Below are 22,387 nucleotides of genomic sequence, written 5' to 3' on the forward strand. Positions count from 1 at the left end.
ATAGACTGCCTAAGCAGTCTATTTTGTAACTCAAATTCGAGTAATATTTACATTAATTTTTTGGCGTCATCACTTGCCATACATTCCAACGGCCTTGCTTCTCAATTTCCTGGATCAGACGATCTGCAACTTCAGCTTCTTGAGGGTATTTCACCTTGTAGTTTTTCAGGATTTGTACCGCATTTTTTTTGTTTTCCATGGCAATGTAGTTGTTTGCCGCAGACAAATAGGCCTCCTGAACACCGGCTTGCATAGCTTTGTCTAGGTAGGGAATAGCTTCTCGCTGGCCACCACCTTCAGACAGGCCAAAACCGAACCAGAAGTTGGCTTCCGCATCATCCTGGTTAATTTTCAGGATACGCTGTGCGTAGGCCAAAGACTTGGTGGTATAGATAGAACCTAAATCAAGATTACGTGCCATAACGCTGGCCTTAAATGCACGCATTAATACATCAAATGAAGCATTTGGACGTGAAGCTAAAGTATCCAGTTGTTGAGAAACTTCGCGAAGCTTCGCTTCAAAACCACGGCGTTCCTGACGGTCGCTAAAGCGGGGTGGATAATGACGCGCTTTACCTTCTACCATCTGCAAGAAATCATCGATTTCAGTAATGTCGATTTCATTTTCATTGGCAAGTGCTGCATAACGCATACTGCGTGTATTGCTATCCACCATCGGGATAATCAGCTTGTTTACATCTAGGGTTAACTGTTTAGACGGATCTTTAGGATCAGTCACTACCATTTTTGTCACTGGCTGCGCAGCGGCTTTTTGCAAATGTACTTCAAATGGAGGTGGTTCGTTATAGTTAAATGGATTTAAAGCATAAAATGGCGGAGTAATTTCAGGTTCAACAAAAACTATCTGATCAGCTGGTTTCTGTTCTTGTTTGCTTGATGTCGGTGCCATAGAGCACGCCGTCATGGTAAAAGCTAAGCAAGCAATTGCTAAGGGCTTCAAGGTCATAATATCCGTCCATTCATGTTATTTTTTAAAACATCTATTCAAAAAATGCATGATCGTCAGTCTATGAAAAGTGCTGCGATCATGCAAGCAAATGCGTGTTACAAAAGAATTACGATTTATAGTCAGGCCTTGGACTGACTGGTTTGTGCTTCGCACTCACGGCGCGCATCTTCTAGAATTTTAAGTTCTTCCTTGCTAAATGGCTGTTCATTTAACTGGTTTTTCTTAAAAGTCGGGTCAAGCAGAGACAGGCGGTTGCACAGTGTATTCATGCGTTTTTCATTTTGTTGAATACGGTCAAGTAGAACACGCATGCCTTCCAGAATCGGGTCTGTCTGATCCTGTGTTGTTGCATAAGGCTGGAAACCAATGCTTTCTGCATAATCACGACGACGAGCTTCAGCATCCTCTTTTGGCTGGTCTTTGGTGATAAAGCGCGCTGGATTGCCAACCGCTGTGGTATTCGGCGGAACTGCTTTAGTAACTACAGCATTGGAACCGACCTTGGCATTTTTACCTACCGTGAATGGACCCAGGATTTTGGCACCTGCACCAACAACAACGCCATCTTCCAGAGTCGGGTGACGTTTGCCTTTATTCCAGGTTGTACCACCCAAAGTCACACCATGATATAGGGTGACATCATCGCCAATTTCTGCAGTTTCACCAATCACTACACCCATGCCATGGTCAATAAAAAAACGTTTACCAATCTTGGCGCCCGGATGAATTTCGATACCTGTTGCAAAACGGCTAAAAGAGGACAAAACACGCGCTGTACCTTTACAGTCTTTTTTCCATAGCTCATGTGCCATGCGATGCATAATCAGTGCATGGATGCCAGGGTAGGTGGTTAAGACTTCTAAGGTATTGCGTGCTGCAGGATCGCGCGCAAAGACAGCTTGGATATCTTCTTTGAGCTGTTTTAGCATTAGTTTTGATCCTCATCCTGTTGTGATGTATGGGAAGATTTTTTCCAGGTGCCGTTATTCAGTGCCTGAACACGAGTGAAAATACCACGAAGTAAGTGATATTCCATACGATCTAATTGTATACGTCCGAAAAGGCGACGCAAGCGTAAAGGAAGTAATCGTGGGTTTTTTGGATCCATAAATTCAATTTCTGCCAGCATTTTTTCCAGATGCGGGTAGAATTGTTCCATCTGTTCATGGGGCACCAGCGGTTCATCCCACTCCATTTCAATGCCATCAATAACTTGCATGGTGGCTTTGGGATCACGAGGATGTTCTACCTGATCCAGTGCCGCCATACGCAGTTCATAGCAGATCACCTGAATAGCTTGAGCAACATTCAAAACACCATAATCCGTATTCACAGGAATAGTTAGGTGATAATTCGCCATCGCCAGTTCTTCATTGGTCAGACCGCGGTCTTCACGGCCAAACAGAATCGCAATTTCCTGTTTTTCTTGCACCACAGCTGAAAGTGCTTTTTCAGCAGCAGGACGAACGTCTAGTAAAGGCCATGGAATAGTGCGACTACGCGCACTAGTACCAAAGACGATCTGGCAATCTTTAATGGCTTCTTCCAGTGTTTCTACGATTTCAATCTGTTCGATCAGATCAGTTGCACCTGCAGCCAGTGCATCAATATCTGGATGCGGATAAGTTTTAGGTGCAACCAGGACCAGTTTGCACAGGCCCATGGTTTTCATGGCACGTAATGCACTACCAATATTGGCAGGCAGGGTGGTATTAACCATGACAATACGCACATGGGAGAGATGTGCTGAAACAGCAGCATTGTCAATTTGACTCATGATGATTCCAGTTTGGATATATTAAAATGGGAGATTTATGAATACTGCGGTTGAGACTCGGCTTCATACTGTGCCAAGGCATCGTCCATACTCATATCTGAAGGTGGAGGTGGCACTTCAACTGGTTTGGCTTGTTCATAAGATACGGCGCGGGCAGCTTTAGATTTCACCTGATACTCGATATACAGCGCAGTCTTGCCAAAATAGTCACGCAACTTGGCGAGCAGCTCATCCAGCGGCGCAATTTTCCAGCTTAAGCCCAGATGCAGTTCGGCCGTAGCATAGCCATAATCCAGATACAGAATCACTGGAATATGCGTACTCATGTCCACATTGGTATATGGCATTAGAATCTGCTGCAAGTCACGGCTAAGGGTTTTGCTGTAATGTTCAGCTTGCAAGGTAATTTTGATGCTGTTGGCACGTTTCTGACGGATTTCATTCAGGCTAAAGGCTTTGGTCAGACGACCCAGTGGACGATCAAAACCCTCACGCTCGTAAATTTCACCTTCAATCACCACCACTTTATCGACCTGAACGATGTCTTTAAAGCGCTGGAAGCGTTCATGGTTGGTAGAAATTTCGATACGTGCCGTACCATCATCTAATGTCACCATCATCCGGTTCGGGAAGTTAGCGACATCGACTACCAGACCGGCAAATACAGTCGTTACACCACGACGGGTTGGGGTTAATTCATTGATCTGACAAGGAACAAAGGCTTTCAGCTCATTACGATATACATCAATCGGGTGACCCGTTAGATATAGGCCGAGTGTATCTTTTTCACCTTTGAGACGGACTTCATCTGACCACGGTTTCACCGGTTTGGCAGGTTTACGTTGAACTTCTTCAACTTCACCAAACAGGTCCATGATGCCGGTTTCACGGTTTTGACGGGCCTGATCTGCAGCTTGTACGGCTTCAGGCAGTTGTGCCATCAGATCGGCACGTTCAATACCCAGACAATCCAGTGCACCTGCACGAATCAAGGCTTCAAGGGTACGTTTGTTGATTTTCTTCAGGTCGATACGGTGACAGAAGTCAAACAGGTCTTTATATGGACCTTCTTTTTGACGTGATTCAATCACGGATTGCATTGCCGCCTCACCGACGCCTTTGATCGCGCCCAAACCATACACAATGGTTTTTGGATCGCTGGCATGGAACTGGTAAATCGACATATTCACCGATGGAGGCAATACTTCCAGACCATTATGACGGCAGTCATCAATCAGGAACACCACGTTATCAGTGTTCTGCATTTCCGAGGTCATCACCGCTGACATAAATTCAGCCGGGTAATGCGCTTTCAACCAAGCTGTTTGATAAGCTACCAGGGCATAGGCGGCGGCATGCGATTTGTTAAAGCCGTAGCCTGCGAATTTTTCCATATAGTCGAAGATATGGTTGGCGGTGGCTTCATCGATATCTTTTTTCGCAGCACCTTCAATGAAGATCTTACGCTGCTTGACCATTTCCTCAGGTTTTTTCTTACCCATCGCACGACGAAGTAAGTCCGCACCACCCAAGCTATAGCCGGCACAGAACTGTGCAGACTGCATTACCTGTTCTTGGTATACCATGATCCCGTAAGTTGGCTCTAACACCTTTTCCAGCAAGGGATGCAGGTATTCGAATTCACCACCGTGCATACGATGGATAAAGTCAGGAATCAGGTCCATTGGACCTGGACGGTATAGCGATACGAAGGCAATAATTTCTTCGAACTTGCTTGGACGCGCTTCCTTGAGCATCTTCTTCATGCCGACGGATTCAAACTGGAATACTGCAGTGGTATTCGCCGTCGCAAAGATGTTATAGGCAGGCTTGTCATCCAGCGGAATATAGGAAATATTGACTGGCTCAGTGACGTCTGGACGTGCATTAATATGCTTGATCGCATCTTCAATTACAGTCAGGTTACGTAGACCCAAGAAGTCAAATTTTACCAGGCCGGCAGCTTCGACATCGTCTTTATCGAACTGGGCTACACGTGCTGTACCATCAGCATCACACATCACGGCTGAATAGTCAGTCAGCTTGGTTGGGGCAATGACCACACCACCGGCATGTTTACCGGTGTTACGGGTAATACCTTCCAGCTTGAGTGCCATTTCCCAGATTTCTGAGGCATCGTCATAATCGGGATTCGATGGATTGGTGACGATGTCTTTTAGCTGTGGTTCTGCTTCCAGAGATTCTTCCAGACTTAAACCCAAAGGCTTGGTCGGAATTAGTTTGGAAATACGATCGGCCAGACCATAAGATTTACCCAGTACACGGGCTACGTCACGAATCGCACCTTTAGCCGCCATGGTACCGAAAGTCGCAATCTGCGATACCGCATCACGGCCATAAGTCCGTGCGACATAGTCAATCACGCGGTCACGACCAGCGATACAGAAATCGACGTCAAAGTCGGGCATCGAAACACGTTCCGGATTCAAGAAACGTTCGAACAGCAGATCATAGCGCAGAGGATCAAGGTCGGTAATTTTGAGGCTGTAAGCTACGAGGGAACCGGCACCTGAACCACGGCCTGGACCTACCGGCACGCCATTACCTTTGGACCATTGAATGAAGTCCATCACGATCAGGAAGTAACCCGGGAAACCCATGTCCAGAATAATCTTGATCTCAAAGGCCAGACGTTCATCATAAGGCTGACGGATTATAGGCCAATCTTCTTCACGTTTTTCTGGTGGATACAGGAAGTTCAGGCGTTCCTCTAAGCCTTCTTCACACAAATGTGCGAAATAGGTATCAATGGTATGGCCTTCAGGAATTGGGTAATCTGGTAGATCGTTGAAACCTAAACGTAGGGTGACATTACAACGTTTTGCGATATGGAAGGTGTTTTCAATCGCGGTTGGAATATCCGAGAATAGCTCCGCCATTTCTGTTGAGCTTTTAAAATATTGTTCAGGACTATAGGTTTTAGGACGGCGATTATCACCCAGCACATAACCATCTGCGATACAGACACGCGCTTCATGTGCTTCAAAATCTTCACGAGCAATAAAGTGCACATCATTATGTGCAACTACACCAATATTATATTTCTTTGCGAGCTTTACCGCTTCTTCAATGAAAGTATCTTCATTAGCACGGCCAGTGCGGGTGAGGGCTAGATAAACACGGTTGCCAAATTTCTCTACCCATTCTTGTAGTAGCGGTTCAGCTTTATCAGGATTTGAGGTAATCAGCATTTTGCCGACATCGGACTGCATACCGAGCAATACGATCATGTCATCGTGCTGGTTCAAGATCCAATCTTTCTGTACGCAAGGAATATCTAGTTGCTGGCCGCTGATATAACCTTCAGACACCAGTTCGGTCAGGTTGCGCCAGCCTTTATTGGTCATAGAAAGCAGGGTGACACGATGTTCCGCATCATTCAGGCGGATTTCAGAACCGAGAATTGGTTTAATGCCTTTATCCAGACATTTTTTATAGAATTTGACTGCGGCATGTAGATTGGATAAATCAGTCAGCGCAAGTGCTGGCATCTCGTCATTCGCAGCAGCTTTGACCAAGTCAGGTATACGTACGATGGATTCAGTAATCGAAAATTCTGTATGAATACCAAGATGAACAAAGTGCATATATGAGTCCCTGCAAAAACCACTCGATAGTTTAGCACGGGATTTATTGTTTCAGTTTTGAAATTGAGGGGAAATGCTGAACTTTTAGATCTTAATTTAAAGTGGACTTTGGAGTGATTATTTTACTTAAACAAGGATAATTTCCCTGAAATTAAATCTATAGCCCAGCGACATGGATGTCGCCAGTTGATCTGTGGCACAAGGAAGTGCCATCAGATCAACAAAGGGGTTTTGTTACTTTTGCCCCGTCAAAAGTAAGGGGAAACTTTTAAAGGTAAGGTTGGTTATCCTAAGATCAAAAGCAAAATAATATTTAGTAATAATTTTAATAGACAGCTCATAAATTCAGAAGAATTGAAATTTCAAAAATAAATGATTTCTATAATTCATGAGCGAGTACACTAAATCTCTTACTTTACTTTTGAAAGATCAAAAGTAACAAAAATCTTCTGTTGGCTTGATGATATGTCCATATATCACAATCCAACGGGCGACATCCATGTCGCCAACCTCGATAGTTAATAGGTTGATTAGGGTGTTATAGATTTTTATATAAGAATAAAACCCTCAGAAAGAGGGCTTTATTTACTTAGGAATTTAGCTTAACGAAGTCGAGATAACCAGTCACCGACACTTTGTACAATCTGTACCAAGATCAACAAAACAATTACAGTCATGATCACGACTGAGGTATCAAAACGCTGGTAACCATAAGAAATCGCTAAGTCGCCAATACCACCAGCACCAACGGCACCCGCCATCGCCGTTGCACCAATCAAGCTAATGGTGGCAGTGGTCAGATTTAGGATCAGTGAGCTACGTGCTTCTGGCAGAATAAACTTAAAGATAATCTGCATTGGCGTTGCTCCCATCGCTTGTGCAGATTCGATAATGCCTTCATTCACTTCCAGTAGAGAAGTTTCTACCAGACGGCCGATATAAGGACCGACATAAATAGTTAGAGGTACAATCGCTGCCCAAGTACCGATAGAAGTACCGACCAAGAATTTTGTTAAGGGAATAACTGCAATCAGCAGAATAATAAAGGGTAGGGAACGCAGTGCATTCACAATCGGGTTTAGAACGTGGTAAATCACACGGTTTGGCAGAATGCCGTTTGGGCGAGTGACAAGTAAAATGATCGCCTGAATAAAGCCCCAGATACAGCCAAACAGCATTGCGAAGAACACCATGTGAAAGGTTTCTTGCAGTGCAGTAACAAACTGATCCATCGATAGTGAACTTTTCCAGAATGGCGCAGTAATAGTGGTCAACCACTGTACAATTAAGTCTCTCATTCTTGTACTCCTGCTTGATCTACTTGTACGCCGTTATCTCTCAGATATTGCATCGCTGCTGTGATTTGCGCTTGATCGCCTAAAAGTTGGATAAACATCTGGCCAATCACCGACCCATTAATTTCTGTCATATTGGCAAACAGGATATTCAAGCTGATATCAAACTGTTTAATCACACCTTGAATCACGGTTTCCTGCGCTGAGCTGCCCAGGAATTTTAAACAATAAATACTGTGATGATTTTGGTTTTCCAGATTCGCCAGAATATTCACTGGCAAGTTTTGCTGAAGTACAGTCTGAATGAAGTTTTTCGTAGTCGGATGTTGTGGCTGACTAAAGATTTGTAAGGTAGAACCGGTTTCAATCACATCACCTTTTTCCATGACAGCCACATAATCACACACGGTTTCGATCACATCCATTTCATGGGTGACCATAACAATGGTAATGCCTTGTTCCTGATTAATCCGTTTGAGTAGTTGCAGTACAGATTTAGTAGTTTGCGGATCTAGAGCAGAAGTTGCTTCATCACATAACAAAATTTTTGGGTGATTTGCCAATGCACGAGCAATACCAACACGTTGCTTTTGACCACCGGACAGTTCATCCGGGAAAGCATGACGCTTATGTTTCAGATCAATAAAATCCAGCAGTTCTTCGAGACGTTTTTCCCGTTCAGCCCTACTCCAGCCAAGCAACTTCATTGGCATTTCAATATTGGCAGCAACAGTTTTGGTCTGCATTAAGTTAAAATGCTGGAAAATCATGCCGATCTGGGTACGTTCCTGACGCAATGATTTGGCATCCAAAGCAGTAAAGTCCGTGCCATTGATAATCACCTGACCAGAAGTAGGGCGTTCAAGCAGATTAATCAGGCGGATCAGGGTACTTTTACCGGCACCACTATAGCCAATAATGCCAAAGATACTGCCGGTTGGAATCTGTAAATTAATCCGATTCAAGGCACGTAAGGTTTGACCCTTGAGCTCATACTGTTTGGAGATGTCTTTAAATTCAATCATAGTGTCAAATACTGCATCACGAATAAAAAAACAGGCAAGAAATCTTGCCTGTTCTGAATATTGATTATTGTATTACTTTTCTTCGGTTAAATAAGTCACTGGTTTATTTACAGCAACTTTAGTACCACCGAAGTGCTCATCAACATAGGCTTTCACAGCAGGAGTATGATACAACTGGCCAACTTTTTGAAGTACAGGATCATTTTGACGGTCAGCAGCGACAGCTAAAATGTTAACATTCATTTTAGTACTTTGATCAATCGCTTCGTAATAGATCGCATCTTTCAATACGTTCAGACCACCTTCCATTGCCAAAGTATTACCTAGAACAATCGCATCTACTTCATCTTTCACACGGACTGCAGTCGCCATTTGAATTGGCTTGATGACAATCTGTTTCGCATTTTCAGTGATGTCAGCAGGCGTACCTTTTACCAGGTCAAAGTTTGGTTTAAGTTTTACCAGACCCGCAGATTGTAAAAGTAACAATGCACGTGATTCATTCGCGCCATCGTTAGGAATAGCAATTGTCGCACCTTGCTTAAACTCTTCAACTTTTTTCACTTTGCTTGAGTAAATCCCCATTGGCTCAAGATAAGTCGTAGAAAGTGGAGCGATCTTTTGAGTATTGGCGTCGTTATAAGCAACCATATAGGCATAAGACTGGAAGGCGTTGACATCAATTTCTTTGTTGGCAACAGCAGTATTCATCGCCACATAGTCAGTAAAGTTTTTCACATCAAGCTTGATGCCGGCTTGTTTAGTTTCAGGCAAAGTTGAAATGTAGCGCCATACGTCAGCATCTGAACCAGTCGATGCCATAGTAACCGTTTGCAATTCACCTGAATCTTTGTTTTGTGCTGCGTCCGTTGCAGGCGCTTCTTGTTTTCCGCATGCAGTTAAAGTCAGTACAGATGCACTGAGTAAAACGCCAAGTAGCTTTTTCATAAAGATGTCCTAATTTTCGTGTTGCCTAAAGTATATGCATTTTAAGGTCATGTTAAAGTGGAGTTTTATTACACTTTCAGCTGACCTTAGATCGAGTCGCATGTGGCTCCGGCAGGGAAAATGCAAATGTACTGCAACAGTTCACGTTAATTCGATCGAATCAGAGTTCACCAAACCACTATATCGGTTTTCTATTTAGAGAGAGTAAATAGAGATTTTTAAAAGATATAATCGTATTTGGTGCTCTGAATGAGCGCAATCATAGCAATTATTATTTATTCAATATAGTGGATAAAAAGTATTTACTTATCTTTTTAATAGAATATTAATTAGATGAAAATGATCAAAATATTAATGAATACAATATATTATTTTTATTGAAGATAAGGAAAAATTCCAAACCGCTTAAATATTGATCTTTATAAGATTTTATCCAATAGAAATCATAAAAATGAATAAACATGATAAATCCATCAGTTCATTAAGCTACTGAAAGATCTTTTTTAATAAATACTTAGGGAGGGGGTAAGCCGTGTTTTATTTAACTGAGTAATTACTTTGATTGATTTCATACAATACATGCCAACATAAAGGGTGATCCTCTGGCAACTTTGGATGCAGAAATTCTTGAGTTTTTAGCATGCCTATCTTTTTCATCACCGCTTCGGATGGTGTATTGACTGTGGCAGTAAACGACACAACTTTATCTAGGTTTAAAGTATTAAAGGCATAATTCAATACTGCGCGAGCACCTTCAGTCGCATAACCTTGATGCCAATATTTTTTTGCTAGCCGCCAGCCAATTTCAATACAGGGTGAAAACTCAAACAATTTAGGTTGGGGTTGCAGCCCAATAAAACCAATAAATTCTTTAGTCTCTTTTAGCTCAACTGCCCATAAACCCCAACCATGCTGATCAATCTGCCGAGTCACTTTTTCGATAAATTGTAAACTTTGTTCAGGTGTCAGTAGGGCGGGAAAATAACGCATCACATCCTCATCTGCACACATTTGAATAAATGGGGCAGTGTCGGATTCTTGCCATTGGCGGAGGATTAGGCGAGGGGTTTCGAGATGAATAGTCATACAGTATCTGTTTATCGTCTTATTGACTCACTTTCCAGTAGGTAAAGTTCATTGATTAATAAAAACTCTCTATGAAGTTGGGAAATTGACTTATCAACTTCACTATGTGCTCGTTGATTCCGATATGCTTTAAATGTATTTACAAACAGTCGACCAATAGCGGTTGAGGAATCCTCATTTTCTGATTCCCACTTAAAGGGGGATAACTTATTTTTCTTTAAATCAGAACAAAAGGAATCATCCATAAGAGAAGCAGAAAATTTTTTTGAATCAATTTTTGCCCGCACAATGTCTTCTAATCGAGTATAAGCTTTCATAATAGCCGAATCTGCATCATCGCGGAATTTTAAGGCTAAATCCAAAATTCTCGGATCAATTAAATTCAATGGTAATTCTGAAGGATAATAACGATCTATATTCAAAGGTTCTTTGAATATGACTTCTAAATTATTGATATAATTGTATATTGTGTTAGTTCTAATGTTAGGGTTGTTTAAAATTAACTCTATATCACTATCCGTTAAAGCATTTCGATTTATAGTTTCGAATAATTTTTGTGTAATAACCACTTCTTTTATTTCAATTTCATGTCGCCTTAAAAGGTTTAATGCTTTAACAAATCCTTTATATCCCTCAGATATATAATCTGATCGGAATCCAAAACGGATAAGATATAAGTGTCGGTATGCTTTTACTAAAAAACAGTGAGTTTGATCATATGTTAAAACGATTGCACTTTCGATTTGCGCTTCGAATTGAATGATCATAACAATAGCTTCAATACAATCTTGAGTATAAGGCGTTCCTAAATACTGAATTGTGTCAGAAGGTTTATTAAATAAATTCAGCATATATTTTTATTAGGTAAGTAATTTGATTAAATCATATAATAAAAACCCCGCACTAAGCGGGGTTTTTATTTAATCTGAATATAGATTAAGCATTTTCACGAGCAATCGCGCGATAACCAATATCTTTACGGTATTGAACACCATCAAACGTTACTTTTCGGCAAAGTTCTAAAGCTTTGGCTTGCGCTTCACCAATGGTATTACCCAGTGCAGTGACACAAAGAACACGACCACCCGCAGTGACAATTTCACCTTTTTCATTGGCTTTTGTACCTGCATGGAAGACTTTCGCATCAGTCATTTCAGTATCTAAACCTGAAATCACATCGCCATTGCTAGACGTTTCAGGATAGCCTTTAGATGCCAGTACGATACCAACAGTTTTACGCTCATCCCATTCAGCTTCTTTCGGTAAATTACCTTCAAGACCTGCTTGAACCAAATCAACTAAAGATGATTTTAAACGCATCATGATTGGTTGAGTTTCAGGGTCACCAAAACGACAGTTAAACTCGATTACTTTCGGTTGACCTTGGTCGTCAATCATCAAGCCTGCATACAAGAAACCTGTGTATACGTGACCGTCTTTTTTCATGCCTTCCACAGTTGGACGCATCACTTCATTCATTGCTTTTTCAAACACGTCAGCAGTTACAACAGGAGCAGGAGAGTAAGCACCCATACCACCAGTGTTTGGACCTTGGTCACCTTCAAAGATACGTTTATGATCTTGAGACGTAGCCATTGGCAGGATGTTGTCGCCATCGATCATACAAATGAAAGATGCTTCTTCGCCTGCAAGGAATTCTTCAATCACCACACGAGAACCGGCATCACCAAATTTATTTCCTGCCAGCATGTCATCAATCGCATCAAATGCTTCTTGATTGGTCATGGCAACAATTACGCCTTTACCCGCAGCAAGACCGTCAGCTTTGATCACAATTGGCGCGCCATTTTTCTCAACAAAAGCTTTTGCTGCATCTACTTCAGTAAATACATCGTAGAAAGCAGTTGGAATGTTATGGCGTTTTAAGAAGTGCTTAGCGAATGCTTTAGAGCCTTCCAGCTGAGCAGCAAATTGAGTTGGACCCCAAACTTTCACGCCTGCTTCGCGGCAAGCATCAACCACACCATTTACAAGCGGTGCTTCAGGACCCACGATAATCATTTCAACTGCATTATTTTTTGCAAAATCAATGATGGCAGGATTGTCGAGAATGTCCAAAGCGACATTTTCACATTTATTTTCAGTTGCGGTGCCTGCATTGCCCGGTGCAACAAATACTTTTGCCACTTGATCGTCTTGTGCGATTTTCCATGCAAGTGCATGTTCACGGCCGCCACTACCTAAAACTAAAATGTTCATCTTTAGAAAATTCCCTCGAAAATGAAATTCCACAAACCCAATGAGGTTTAAAAATCTTTTAACATCTTATAGCAAGATGTTAAATAATCTACTGATGTAACAAACCCTCCTTACGAAAAGGAGGGTTTGGAATTTAATACTTAAAAATTAGTGGCGGAAATGACGCATGCCAGTGAATACCATTGCAATACCAGCTTCATCCGCTGCTGCAATTGTTTCTTCATCACGCATTGAACCACCTGGTTGGATGATGCATTTGATGCCGGCTTTCGCAGCATTGTCGATACCATCACGGAATGGGAAGAATGCATCAGATGCCATAACTGCACCTTCAACTACCAGACCAGCGTGTTCAGCCTTGATTGCAGCAATACGAGCAGAGTTTACACGGCTCATTTGACCTGCGCCCACACCGATAGTTTGACGGTTTTTCGCATACACAATCGCGTTAGACTTCACGTATTTCGCAACTTTCCAAGCGAAGATCATGTCATCAATTTCTTGTTCAGTTGGAGCACGTTTAGTCACAACTTTCAGGTCATCTTTAGTAATCATGCCCAAGTCTTGATCTTGAACCAGTAAACCACCGTTTACACGTTTGTAGTCAAGTTGTGGAGCACGTTCGTTAATCGCTGGAAGTTCGCCACATACCAGTACGCGTACATTTTTCTTCGCGCCAGTTACTTCAAGTACGCCTTCAGCGATGCTAGGAGCAATGATCACTTCAACGAATTGACGATCCACAATTGCTTGCGCAGTTGCAACGTCTAATTCACGGTTGAATGCAATGATGCCACCGAATGCAGATTCAGGGTCGGTTGCATAAGCAAGATCATAAGCTGCTTTGATGCCATCTAGAGAAACTGCAACACCACATGGGTTCGCATGTTTTACGATCACACAAGCAGGTTTCGCAAATGATTTCACACATTCAAGTGCAGCATCAGTATCCGCGATGTTGTTATAAGAAAGTTCTTTACCTTGTAGCTGCTTAGCAGTCGCAACAGAAGCTTCTTTCGCAGCAGGATCTACATAGAAAGCAGCAGACTGATGCGGGTTTTCACCGTAACGTAAGTCTTGAGCTTTGTTTAATTGAGTATTGAAAGTACGCGCAAATTTGTCTGCCTGACCTTCTTCTTTACCTACGCGAGCGCCTAAGTAAGATGCGATCATACCGTCATATTGAGCAGTATGTTCGAATGCTTTAACCGCAAGGTCAAAACGGGTTGCATAAGATAAAGCACCATCAGCTTTAAGCTCAGCAATTACAGTTGCATAGTCAGCAGCGTTTACCACGATACCCACAGATGCGTGGTTTTTTGCAGCAGCACGAACCATTGTTGGACCACCGATGTCGATGTTTTCAATCGCATCAGCCAGTGAACAGTTTGGTTTTGCTACAGTTGCAGCAAATGGATACAGGTTAACAACGACAAGATCGATCGCATCGATGTTGTGTTCAGCCATCACAGCTTCGTCTAGACCACGACGAGCCAGGATGCCACCATGAATTTTCGGATGTAGCGTTTTTACACGGCCGTCCATCATCTCTGGGAAACCAGTGTGCTCCGAAACTTCTACTACAGCGACATTATTGTCTTTCAACAATTTGTATGTACCACCTGTAGATAAAATTTCTACCCCAAGAGCAGCAAGGTCTTGTGCAAATTCCACAATACCGGTTTTATCGGAAACAGAGATTAAAGCGCGTTTAATAGTCATGATCTTCGTCACAGTTACCAAGGAACAGATTAAATCTAAATAGCTAATTAACAGTCAAAAAAAATGCCTGCGGTAGCCGCAAGCATTTTACCATTTATTCACTCATTAAACCGTGAGCTTTTAACTTTTTACGTAAAGTACCGCGGTTTAGTCCGAGAATCTCGGCAGCGCGTGTCTGATTACCACGCGTATATTCTAGAACGACAGATAATAAAGGCTTCTCCATTTCTGCCAGCACCATGTCGTACACCTGAGAAGGTTGCTCGCCTTGCAGTTGTGCAAAGTAGTGGCGAACTGCGCGATCTACGTGAATACGAAGAGCGACATCAGATTGTGCAGTAAAAATAGGAGATTTGCTATTCATGCGAATTAATCCGAAAAATCAAATATCACTTGGGTAAAGCGATATATAAAAGTGGTCTAGAAATTGAAATGAACTCCATTTTAGATCCTAAAACTGGAGTTCTAAAACTTGGTCATTACATTGAGCTTGTAGCTTGCCACATCTCGACGATTTGGTCGAAAAATAAGCGTAACAATAGTTAAAGTTTTGTTACTGACCAAAATCAAAACAAAAAAATCTGCTCGATACGCAATAAGTTTTATAGCGCATTAGGCAAGACTGTATTTGTTGTGAAAAAGTAGCGAGGAGTTTGCAGCACATAGCTTTCGTGGCGCGTATAATACCATTGTCTCGGGAAAAGTGAGCAAGAAAACTGCATTTTTTTTAACTTTTTTTTCGTTTTTTAATAGTTTTTATCAATATTAAGGTCGAATTATTTCCAAACTGTAATTATCGAAGTCTTTACGGTCGACAGGAAGCACAAATTCAAATTTAAATGGGCTGTTTTGGGGAATACGTTGAATCTTGACCAGACTTTCGATCAGATATTCCTGAGGTTTTAAATTATAAGTCGCCAAGACCACACCCTGATCTTTAAGATGAACTCTCAAGTTTGGCATTTCCAGACTGCGCTTGTGGAAATTGATCAGCTCGCCACTAAACTGGGTTTTATCTGTGGCAATTGCTTTGGCTTTGACCTTATTGGTATTGATCAGATTGTAATGTTCTTCCAGATTGGAACAGTTGAACACTTCACAGATGTTGTTAAAAGCCACACTCATCACATGACTATTCTTAATATAGTGCGGATTGAACCAGAAGAATTGAAATAACAGTAATCCAAATAGGGACAGGTTCAGGCTGGTCCAGCCTAAATAATAAAGCGGGCCTTTATTGTGCTGTTTATCAGCCTGATCATCCCAGTTCATGCTAGGGAGGACTGCAATCGGTTCGGTACTGAAATAATTCAGGTTGTTCAGATAGGTTTTCAGATCAATATTTGAGTTTTCAACTTTTTCATCAAAGATATTCAGTAAATAGTGCTGATCTGAAGAATTAGCTGAAGAAGTAGATTCGGTGAGGCTTCTATTAATATAAGAAACATGACTTGGCGTATGGGTAAGGGCGACCGAATTCTGTGCTTCGGTCACCAGATGCGATAAAGCATTAAAGGTCGTACTACATTTTGGGCAGCAAACCATGCCTTGGGCAATGGTTAATTGCGCAACCGTAACTTTATAGGTTGTAGAGCAGGTCGGGCAGTGGGTTCGCTTGTCACTCATAAATGTTTTATAGACTCTTTAATTCTTATGGCGTTTCCCCGAGATACGGCACCAGTGTTCATCGCGTTTTTCTACTTCTAATATATCAAAATGTTTTGAGTAAATGCTAGTAACATCAGCAACTTGCTCTTCGATAACACCTGCGAGTGCGAACTCTGCCTCAGGTTTGACCAATTCTGCGAACTCAGGCTCAAGCATCATGAGTGGGCCAGCCAGAATATTGGCAACAAACACATCTGCTTTCTGCTCACCAAGTTCTGCATTGAACTTTTCCGGTAAACCAACATAAAGTCGATCCAATACACCATTCAGTTCAGCATTCTGTTTAGTCGCTAAAACAGCTTGTGGGTCAATATCAGTTGCATAGGCATATTTGGCACCGAGTAACAGGGCCGCGACAGCCAGAATGCCTGAACCACAGCCATAATCGATCACGATCTTGTCTTTTACATCGGTTTTACCCAGCCATTGCAAGCAAAGGAAAGTAGAGGCATGGTTACCTGTACCAAAAGCTAAACCTGGATCAAGTTTAATATTCACTGCATCTGCTTCAGGCGCTTCCATCCACTCTGGAACAATCCAGAATTTTTCAGAAATCTGGATTGGCTCGTAGGCATCCATCCAGGTGCGTTCCCAAGCTTGATCTTCCAGGAATTCATGGCGGATCGGTGCTTCAGGTAGTTGTGCGCGAATAAAGGTTTCCAATGCAGCTACATCGATTTCTTCTTCGTCATCTTCTTGAGCATAGATGCCAGTCACGATCACTTTATTCCAGAGCGGTGTTTCACCTGGAAGTGGTTCCAGTAAATCCTGGTTTTCAGCATCATCCAGAGTGACACTTACGGCGCCCAGTGAGCTAAGTAATGTTTCAGTAAAATCTACCTGAGCTTGATCAACTGTAATATGAATTTGTAACCACTTCACAGAAATAACCTTTATACATTTTTTCAAAAAGCTATTGTAACGGAAGTTCAGCTTGAAGGTGTGATCTTCTTGAGACGGAGTCAAATAAAAAGGATGCTTTCGCACCCTTTTTACGAAAACCGGTTAAAACGCATTTTCTTGAGTGGGAGAGATGGTAGGGCGTGCAGCTACTGGAGCAAAGCGATTCAGTAATAATCCAAAAATAGCCGCGAAGATATACATAAAGATTGAATAAACCGCAGCGGGCATAGCAACTACAGTGCTGGACATGACAGTAAGTGCAATAGTCATGGCGAGTGTGCTGTTATGAATACCGATCTCGAAGGCGCTGGCACGTGCCTGAGCGGAATTGATATTCATCAGGCGTGGAACAAAATAGCCAATCATTAAGCTGAAGAGACAGAACAGGGCGGTTGCTAAACCCACCTGAGTCAGATATTCGGCAATATTGGCGCGTTCACTATAAATTGCTCCTGCAATAATCAGCACCAGAAAGAGGACTGCAAAAATGCGGAGAGGCTTGTTTAACTTTACTGTAAGCGCAGGCGCATAATGACGAATCAACATACCAATCGCGACTGGTATAATAATGATACCAAACACTTGCAGAATCTTTCCGAACTGCAAGCTGATCTGCTGACTGTCCTGCATAAAATGCATAATGGAAAAGTTCATAATTAAAGGCAAGGTAAATGCAGCAACCACCGAATTGATCGCAGTCAAGGTAATATTGAGGGCTAGATCGCCTTTAAACAAATAGCTGAACAGATTTGCGGTACTGCCACCTGGCGATGCGGCCAGCAACATCAGACCAACAGCAAGTAAAGGTGGTAAAGCCAGAACTTTACATAGAATGAAAGCAATGCTTACCAGTAGAATTAATTGACAAAACAAGGCAACCAGCACTGCTTTAGGGTGCTGACTGACCCGGGCAAAATCTTTAAGCGTGAGTTCGAGTCCTAATCCCACCATGATGATGGCGAGTGCGAGGGGGAGGAATATTGTTATGATGCCAGAGTCCATCTGTATGCTCCTTATAGAAATTTATTTTAATAGTTTTAAATTTTCTATAAAAAGCATACAGCTTAAGCAGGAAATTGACTTAGAAAGTTACAAATCTGATAAACGACTCTTGCCACTATAGCTAAGTTTCTGCTGACTAATCATAAAGCCAAAAATACCAGCAAAAACGTACATGACAATTGAATAAATACCCGCAGGGATGGCAATGGTGACATTATTCAGGACAGAAATCGCAATCGTCATGGATACAGTCGTATTATGAATGCCGACTTCGAAGGTGCAGGCGCGTGCCATCTTGTCTGGAATATCCATTAATAAAGGCAGGCAATAACCGAGAAACAGGCTGGAAAAACATAATATGGAAGTAGCAATCCCGATACTGGCAAAATATTCGATGATGTTAAAGCGCTCTTGGAAAATGGCATAGATCAAGAGCATGCTTAAAAAAGCGATAGATAGCAGCCGCATTGGCATATGTACAATATCTGAAAGCTTTGGAAATTTTGCCCGAATCAACATGCCGATCACAACCGGAATAATCGTAATCAGAAAAACCTGAGCCATTTTTTCAAGTGGTAAGCCGATGCCGGTATCCTGTCCTATAAAATAGTACAGGGACAGGTTCATAATAAAAGGTAAGGTAAAAATAGAAATAATCGTATTGATGGCGGTTAACGTGATATTAAGTGCCACATCACCTTTATAAAGATAGCTCAGCAGATTGGCAGTAGCACCTCCTGGAGAGGCAGCCAGCAGCATCATGCCTACAGCAAGCAATGGCGGCAGATCCAGTACCAGACAGATTAAAAAGGTTAAACCGGTTAAAATCACCAGTTGTGAGAATAAGACAATGAAAATCACCTTAGGATAACGGCTAACATGTAGAAAATCCTTGATTGTTAACTGTAGTCCTAACCCCATCATCGTAATTGCCAAAGTAATCGGCAAAAATAAGCTAAAAAACCCCGAATCCATGAAGTTTCCTTTTTATTATTCATTTTTTAGGTATATTTTGAGTTTAGCGTAGATGAATAAATAAGCAATATAAAAACGGGTAAAATTTATGCATTTTACCCGTTAAGTTTCTGATTAAAAATATATTTAATTAGCTATATAGTGATTTACATCCCTGATTGAGATGGGGTTTGAGGCTGAGTTTGCATTTGTGACTGTGGACGTGGAGGGGTAAAGCCTAATGCACATTTACCATTGACCTGAGTGCCATTAATGGTTGCAGAAGTTTCGCCGCCTGAACTACAAGATGTATAAAGTTCAGGTTCATCGCCTTTGATATTGGTTGATGATGAAGGGAAGAACTGTTGCTGACAGGTACCATTCCAGATAATACCGCGGTAAGCAAAACTTACAGGAGCACCCTCTGATTTACCTTTACAAACTTGCTGGTATTTTTGGGCATTATAAACCTTTTCGACTTTATCATTTGCTGAGGCTGCAAATGGAGCGAAACATAGACCGCAGAGCGCTGTTGCTAGGAAAATATTCTTATTCATCATGTATACCTTTGTTTGTAATGTGACAACTTTATAGATTAAAAACTAATCAATATTAAACAATATGAGTCGGGTAACTTTTTGAGTTTAGATGTTTAATTTATATAGTAAGTATGCAAAGTTTAATTACATTGCTTTATAGGCGGGCAGGGCAAATTCCGAAGGATAAATTCAAGTGATTTTGTCAACTTTGGAAGGAAGTTTGCTATAATGTTCAGCTATCCTTTTTCTATCTCTCTATTTACCACTATGCACTATCCTAAAGTATACGATGTCATTGTTATCGGTGGCGGTCACGCAGGTACGGAAGCAGCACTGGCTGCAGCACGTATGGGTCGACAGACATTACTCTTAACTCATAACATTGAGACTTTAGGGCAGATGAGCTGTAACCCAGCCATTGGCGGGATCGGTAAATCACATTTAGTGCGTGAAATTGATGCCTTGGGCGGTGCGATGGCACTGGCTGCCGATAAAGGCGGTATTCAATTCCGTATTCTGAATTCACGTAAAGGCGCTGCAGTACGTGCAACTCGTGCGCAGGCTGACCGTGTTCGTTATAAAGCGGCAATTCGTGAGACTTTAGAAAATCAAGCGAACCTGGATATTTTCCAGCAAGCGGCAGACGACCTGATTGTTGAAGGCGATACCGTTAAAGGTGTCGTGACCCAGATGGGTATTCGTTTTGATGCGAAAACTGTAGTGCTGACTGCGGGTACATTCTTGGGTGGCGTGATTCACATTGGTTTAAACAATGCTTCAGGTGGTCGTGCAGGTGATCCTCCTTCAATTTCGTTGGCACATCGTTTACGTGAATTGAACTTGCCAGTAGGTCGTTTAAAAACAGGTACGCCACCACGTATTGATGCGCGTTCAGTTGATTTCTCTGTAATGACACCACAACCGGGTGATTTCCCGTCTCCAACCATGTCATTTATGGGTGATGTGTCTATGCACCCTGAACAGGTAAATTGCTACATTACTCATACCAATGAACGTACTCATGAGATTATTCGGGGCGGTTTAGATCGTTCACCAATGTATACCGGTGTGATTGAAGGTGTAGGTCCACGTTATTGCCCATCGATTGAAGATAAGATTCATAAATTTGCTGATAAAGACTCTCACCAAGTATTCCTTGAGCCTGAAGGCCTGGATACACATGAGCTTTATCCTAACGGTATTTCAACATCTTTACCATTTGATGTTCAGTTTGAATTGGTACGCTCAATCCGTGGTATGGAAAATGCGCACATTCTTCGTCCAGGTTATGCAATCGAATACGATTATTTCAACCCTCAAGCGTTGAAGTTCACTTTGGAAACCAAAGCGATCAATAATCTGTACTTTGCTGGTCAAATCAACGGTACAACAGGTTATGAAGAAGCGGGTGCTCAAGGCTTGCTTGCAGGCTTGAACGCAGCACGTCGCGCTTGGGATCAGGAACAATGGACACCGAAACGTGATGAGGCGTACATGGGTGTACTGGTTGATGACTTGATCACACTAGGTACTAAAGAACCGTACCGTATGTTCACTTCACGTGCGGAATACCGTTTGATGCTACGTGAAGACAATGCGGATCAACGTTTAACACCGATCGGTCGTGAAATGGGTCTGGTAGATGACGAACGTTGGGCAGCTTATTGTGAAAAAATGGAAGCTGTAGAGAAAGAGACAGGTCGTTTGCAACATCTTTGGGCTGCACCAAACAACCCAATGGGTAAAAAATTCGTGGAAATGACAGGTGCTGATCTTTCTAAAGAGTGTTCTGCGATTGATTTGCTGAAACGTCCAAACATCACATTTGCTCAAATTGCAGAGCTCACAGGTTCTGAAGTTTCAGCGCAAGTCGGTGATCAAATTGAAATTGCGGTGAAATACGAAGGTTATATCAACCGTCAGCATCAAGACGTTGCGCAAATGAAACGTTTAGAGGAAACCAAGATTCCTGCTGATTTTGACTATGATGTTGTTTCAGGTCTTTCTCGCGAAATTACCTTGAAGCTGAAAGATATTCGTCCTGAAACACTGGCTCAGGCAAGCCGTATTCCAGGTGTAACACCAGCAGCAGTTCAATTGGTGATGATCACTATTCGTAAGAATGCTCAAGCGAAAAAATTTGCTTAAGATCATGAAGTAATAGAAAACCCGCTAAGTGCGGGTTTTTTATTGTGGAATAGAACTGTTGTTTTAAAATTTACCTCTCCCTGATCCTCTCCTAAAAGGAGAGGGAAAGATCTGTTTATAATAATTAGATTTCATATTCAATCGTTTGTTAAAATAATGAAAGTCCTGATTTTAGATATTAAAGATGCCATATCAACTTGTAGAACTCGACATCCAAGCCACTGACAATATTGCTTGCCCTCATTGCCATCAAGACATCATTAATTGGCAAGAAGAACAATATGTCCAACCTTGCGAACATACGCTCTTTATCGCTATGGATATCGGTTTTGAATACATTACCGATGAATTTGAGCAAACCATGCAAAAAACGGTTGATGAGCTGCATGCTAATGATGATGTTGTAAACATGTTCGAGGAAATCACCACAAGTACTTATCCGAATTATCTGGTTTTAAAGTCAGATTTAGGTGCAGCAGGTTATTCGCGTTATATCGGTTTAACAGTGTAGGAATCTCATTA

At 41.9% G+C, this 22,387-nt stretch carries 19 protein-coding genes; 2 read left to right on the plus strand and 17 right to left on the minus strand.

The window, feature by feature from the left end; genetic code table 11:
- Positions 1-52 precede the first annotated feature (52 nt).
- The 17 genes from AC4MBN_RS05935 to AC4MBN_RS06015 form a co-directional block, all read right to left on the minus strand.
- Positions 53-967 carry an ABUW_2363 family tetratricopeptide repeat lipoprotein gene (locus tag AC4MBN_RS05935; protein ID WP_491880835.1) on the minus strand — a complete coding sequence of 305 codons (915 nt, stop codon included), beginning with the start codon at positions 965-967 and terminating at the stop codon, positions 53-55.
- 122 nt (positions 968-1,089) lie between these two features.
- Complete coding sequence (gene cysE, locus AC4MBN_RS05940; protein WP_159122783.1) at positions 1,090-1,899, minus strand: serine O-acetyltransferase; 810 nt, start codon at positions 1,897-1,899, stop codon at positions 1,090-1,092.
- Positions 1,899-2,747 (minus strand): RNA methyltransferase, encoded by an 849-nt coding sequence (locus AC4MBN_RS05945; RefSeq protein WP_200230540.1) that lies wholly within the window; start codon positions 2,745-2,747, stop codon positions 1,899-1,901. The genes cysE and AC4MBN_RS05945 overlap by 1 nt, the downstream gene beginning before the upstream one ends.
- Before the next feature lie 35 nt (positions 2,748-2,782).
- A complete protein-coding gene (dnaE, locus tag AC4MBN_RS05950) occupies positions 2,783-6,355 on the minus strand; it encodes a DNA polymerase III subunit alpha (RefSeq protein WP_491880836.1) in 3,573 nt (1,190 codons plus the stop codon).
- A gap of 602 nt (positions 6,356-6,957) precedes the next feature.
- On the minus strand, positions 6,958-7,653 hold the full coding sequence (locus AC4MBN_RS05955) for a methionine ABC transporter permease (RefSeq protein ID WP_180003144.1): 696 nt from the start codon (positions 7,651-7,653) through the stop codon (positions 6,958-6,960).
- Positions 7,650-8,675 carry a methionine ABC transporter ATP-binding protein gene (locus AC4MBN_RS05960; protein ID WP_491880837.1) on the minus strand — a complete coding sequence of 342 codons (1,026 nt, stop codon included), beginning with the start codon at positions 8,673-8,675 and terminating at the stop codon, positions 7,650-7,652. The genes AC4MBN_RS05955 and AC4MBN_RS05960 overlap by 4 nt, the downstream gene beginning before the upstream one ends.
- A gap of 72 nt (positions 8,676-8,747) precedes the next feature.
- On the minus strand, positions 8,748-9,623 hold the full coding sequence (locus tag AC4MBN_RS05965; RefSeq protein WP_005235248.1) for a MetQ/NlpA family ABC transporter substrate-binding protein: 876 nt from the start codon (positions 9,621-9,623) through the stop codon (positions 8,748-8,750).
- Between the two features lie 537 nt (positions 9,624-10,160).
- Positions 10,161-10,709 carry a GNAT family N-acetyltransferase gene (locus AC4MBN_RS05970; protein ID WP_491880838.1) on the minus strand — a complete coding sequence of 183 codons (549 nt, stop codon included), beginning with the start codon at positions 10,707-10,709 and terminating at the stop codon, positions 10,161-10,163.
- Positions 10,710-10,720: 11 nt separating this feature from the next.
- Complete coding sequence (locus AC4MBN_RS05975; protein WP_491880839.1) at positions 10,721-11,560, minus strand: TIGR02391 family protein; 840 nt, start codon at positions 11,558-11,560, stop codon at positions 10,721-10,723.
- A gap of 85 nt (positions 11,561-11,645) precedes the next feature.
- On the minus strand, positions 11,646-12,929 hold the full coding sequence (gene purD / locus AC4MBN_RS05980; RefSeq protein WP_491880840.1) for a phosphoribosylamine--glycine ligase: 1,284 nt from the start codon (positions 12,927-12,929) through the stop codon (positions 11,646-11,648).
- Positions 12,930-13,076: 147 nt separating this feature from the next.
- Complete coding sequence (purH, locus tag AC4MBN_RS05985; protein WP_419365733.1) at positions 13,077-14,651, minus strand: bifunctional phosphoribosylaminoimidazolecarboxamide formyltransferase/IMP cyclohydrolase; 1,575 nt, start codon at positions 14,649-14,651, stop codon at positions 13,077-13,079.
- A 94-nt stretch (positions 14,652-14,745) separates the two neighbouring features.
- Positions 14,746-15,015, minus strand: a complete 270-nt coding sequence (gene fis, locus AC4MBN_RS05990; RefSeq protein ID WP_001086304.1) for a DNA-binding transcriptional regulator Fis — start codon at positions 15,013-15,015, stop codon at positions 14,746-14,748.
- A gap of 401 nt (positions 15,016-15,416) precedes the next feature.
- Entirely contained in the window at positions 15,417-16,277 is an 861-nt protein-coding gene (locus AC4MBN_RS05995; protein WP_491880841.1) for a DUF3426 domain-containing protein, read from the minus strand.
- Positions 16,278-16,295: 18 nt separating this feature from the next.
- Positions 16,296-17,201: a 50S ribosomal protein L11 methyltransferase gene (gene prmA / locus AC4MBN_RS06000; protein ID WP_180017652.1), complete on the minus strand. Its 906-nt coding sequence runs from the start codon at positions 17,199-17,201 to the stop codon at positions 16,296-16,298.
- Positions 17,202-17,324: 123 nt separating this feature from the next.
- Positions 17,325-18,224 (minus strand): bile acid:sodium symporter family protein, encoded by a 900-nt coding sequence (locus tag AC4MBN_RS06005; protein WP_180017654.1) that lies wholly within the window; start codon positions 18,222-18,224, stop codon positions 17,325-17,327.
- Between the two features lie 87 nt (positions 18,225-18,311).
- Positions 18,312-19,199, minus strand: a complete 888-nt coding sequence (locus AC4MBN_RS06010) for a bile acid:sodium symporter family protein (protein ID WP_491880842.1) — start codon at positions 19,197-19,199, stop codon at positions 18,312-18,314.
- A gap of 146 nt (positions 19,200-19,345) precedes the next feature.
- Positions 19,346-19,735, minus strand: a complete 390-nt coding sequence (locus AC4MBN_RS06015) for a hypothetical protein (protein ID WP_419365729.1) — start codon at positions 19,733-19,735, stop codon at positions 19,346-19,348.
- A 249-nt stretch (positions 19,736-19,984) separates the two neighbouring features.
- On the opposite strand from AC4MBN_RS06015, the gene mnmG reads away from it, so the two are divergent.
- Both mnmG and AC4MBN_RS06025 read left to right on the plus strand, forming a co-directional pair.
- A complete protein-coding gene (mnmG, locus tag AC4MBN_RS06020) occupies positions 19,985-21,865 on the plus strand; it encodes a tRNA uridine-5-carboxymethylaminomethyl(34) synthesis enzyme MnmG (protein WP_419365747.1) in 1,881 nt (626 codons plus the stop codon).
- Positions 21,866-22,049: 184 nt separating this feature from the next.
- Positions 22,050-22,376, plus strand: coding sequence for a hypothetical protein (locus AC4MBN_RS06025; protein WP_491880843.1), 327 nt, complete (start codon positions 22,050-22,052; stop codon positions 22,374-22,376).
- Positions 22,377-22,387: the final 11 nt, after the last annotated feature.

It is taken from the genome of Acinetobacter sp. CAU_H_60 (assembly GCF_058599385.1).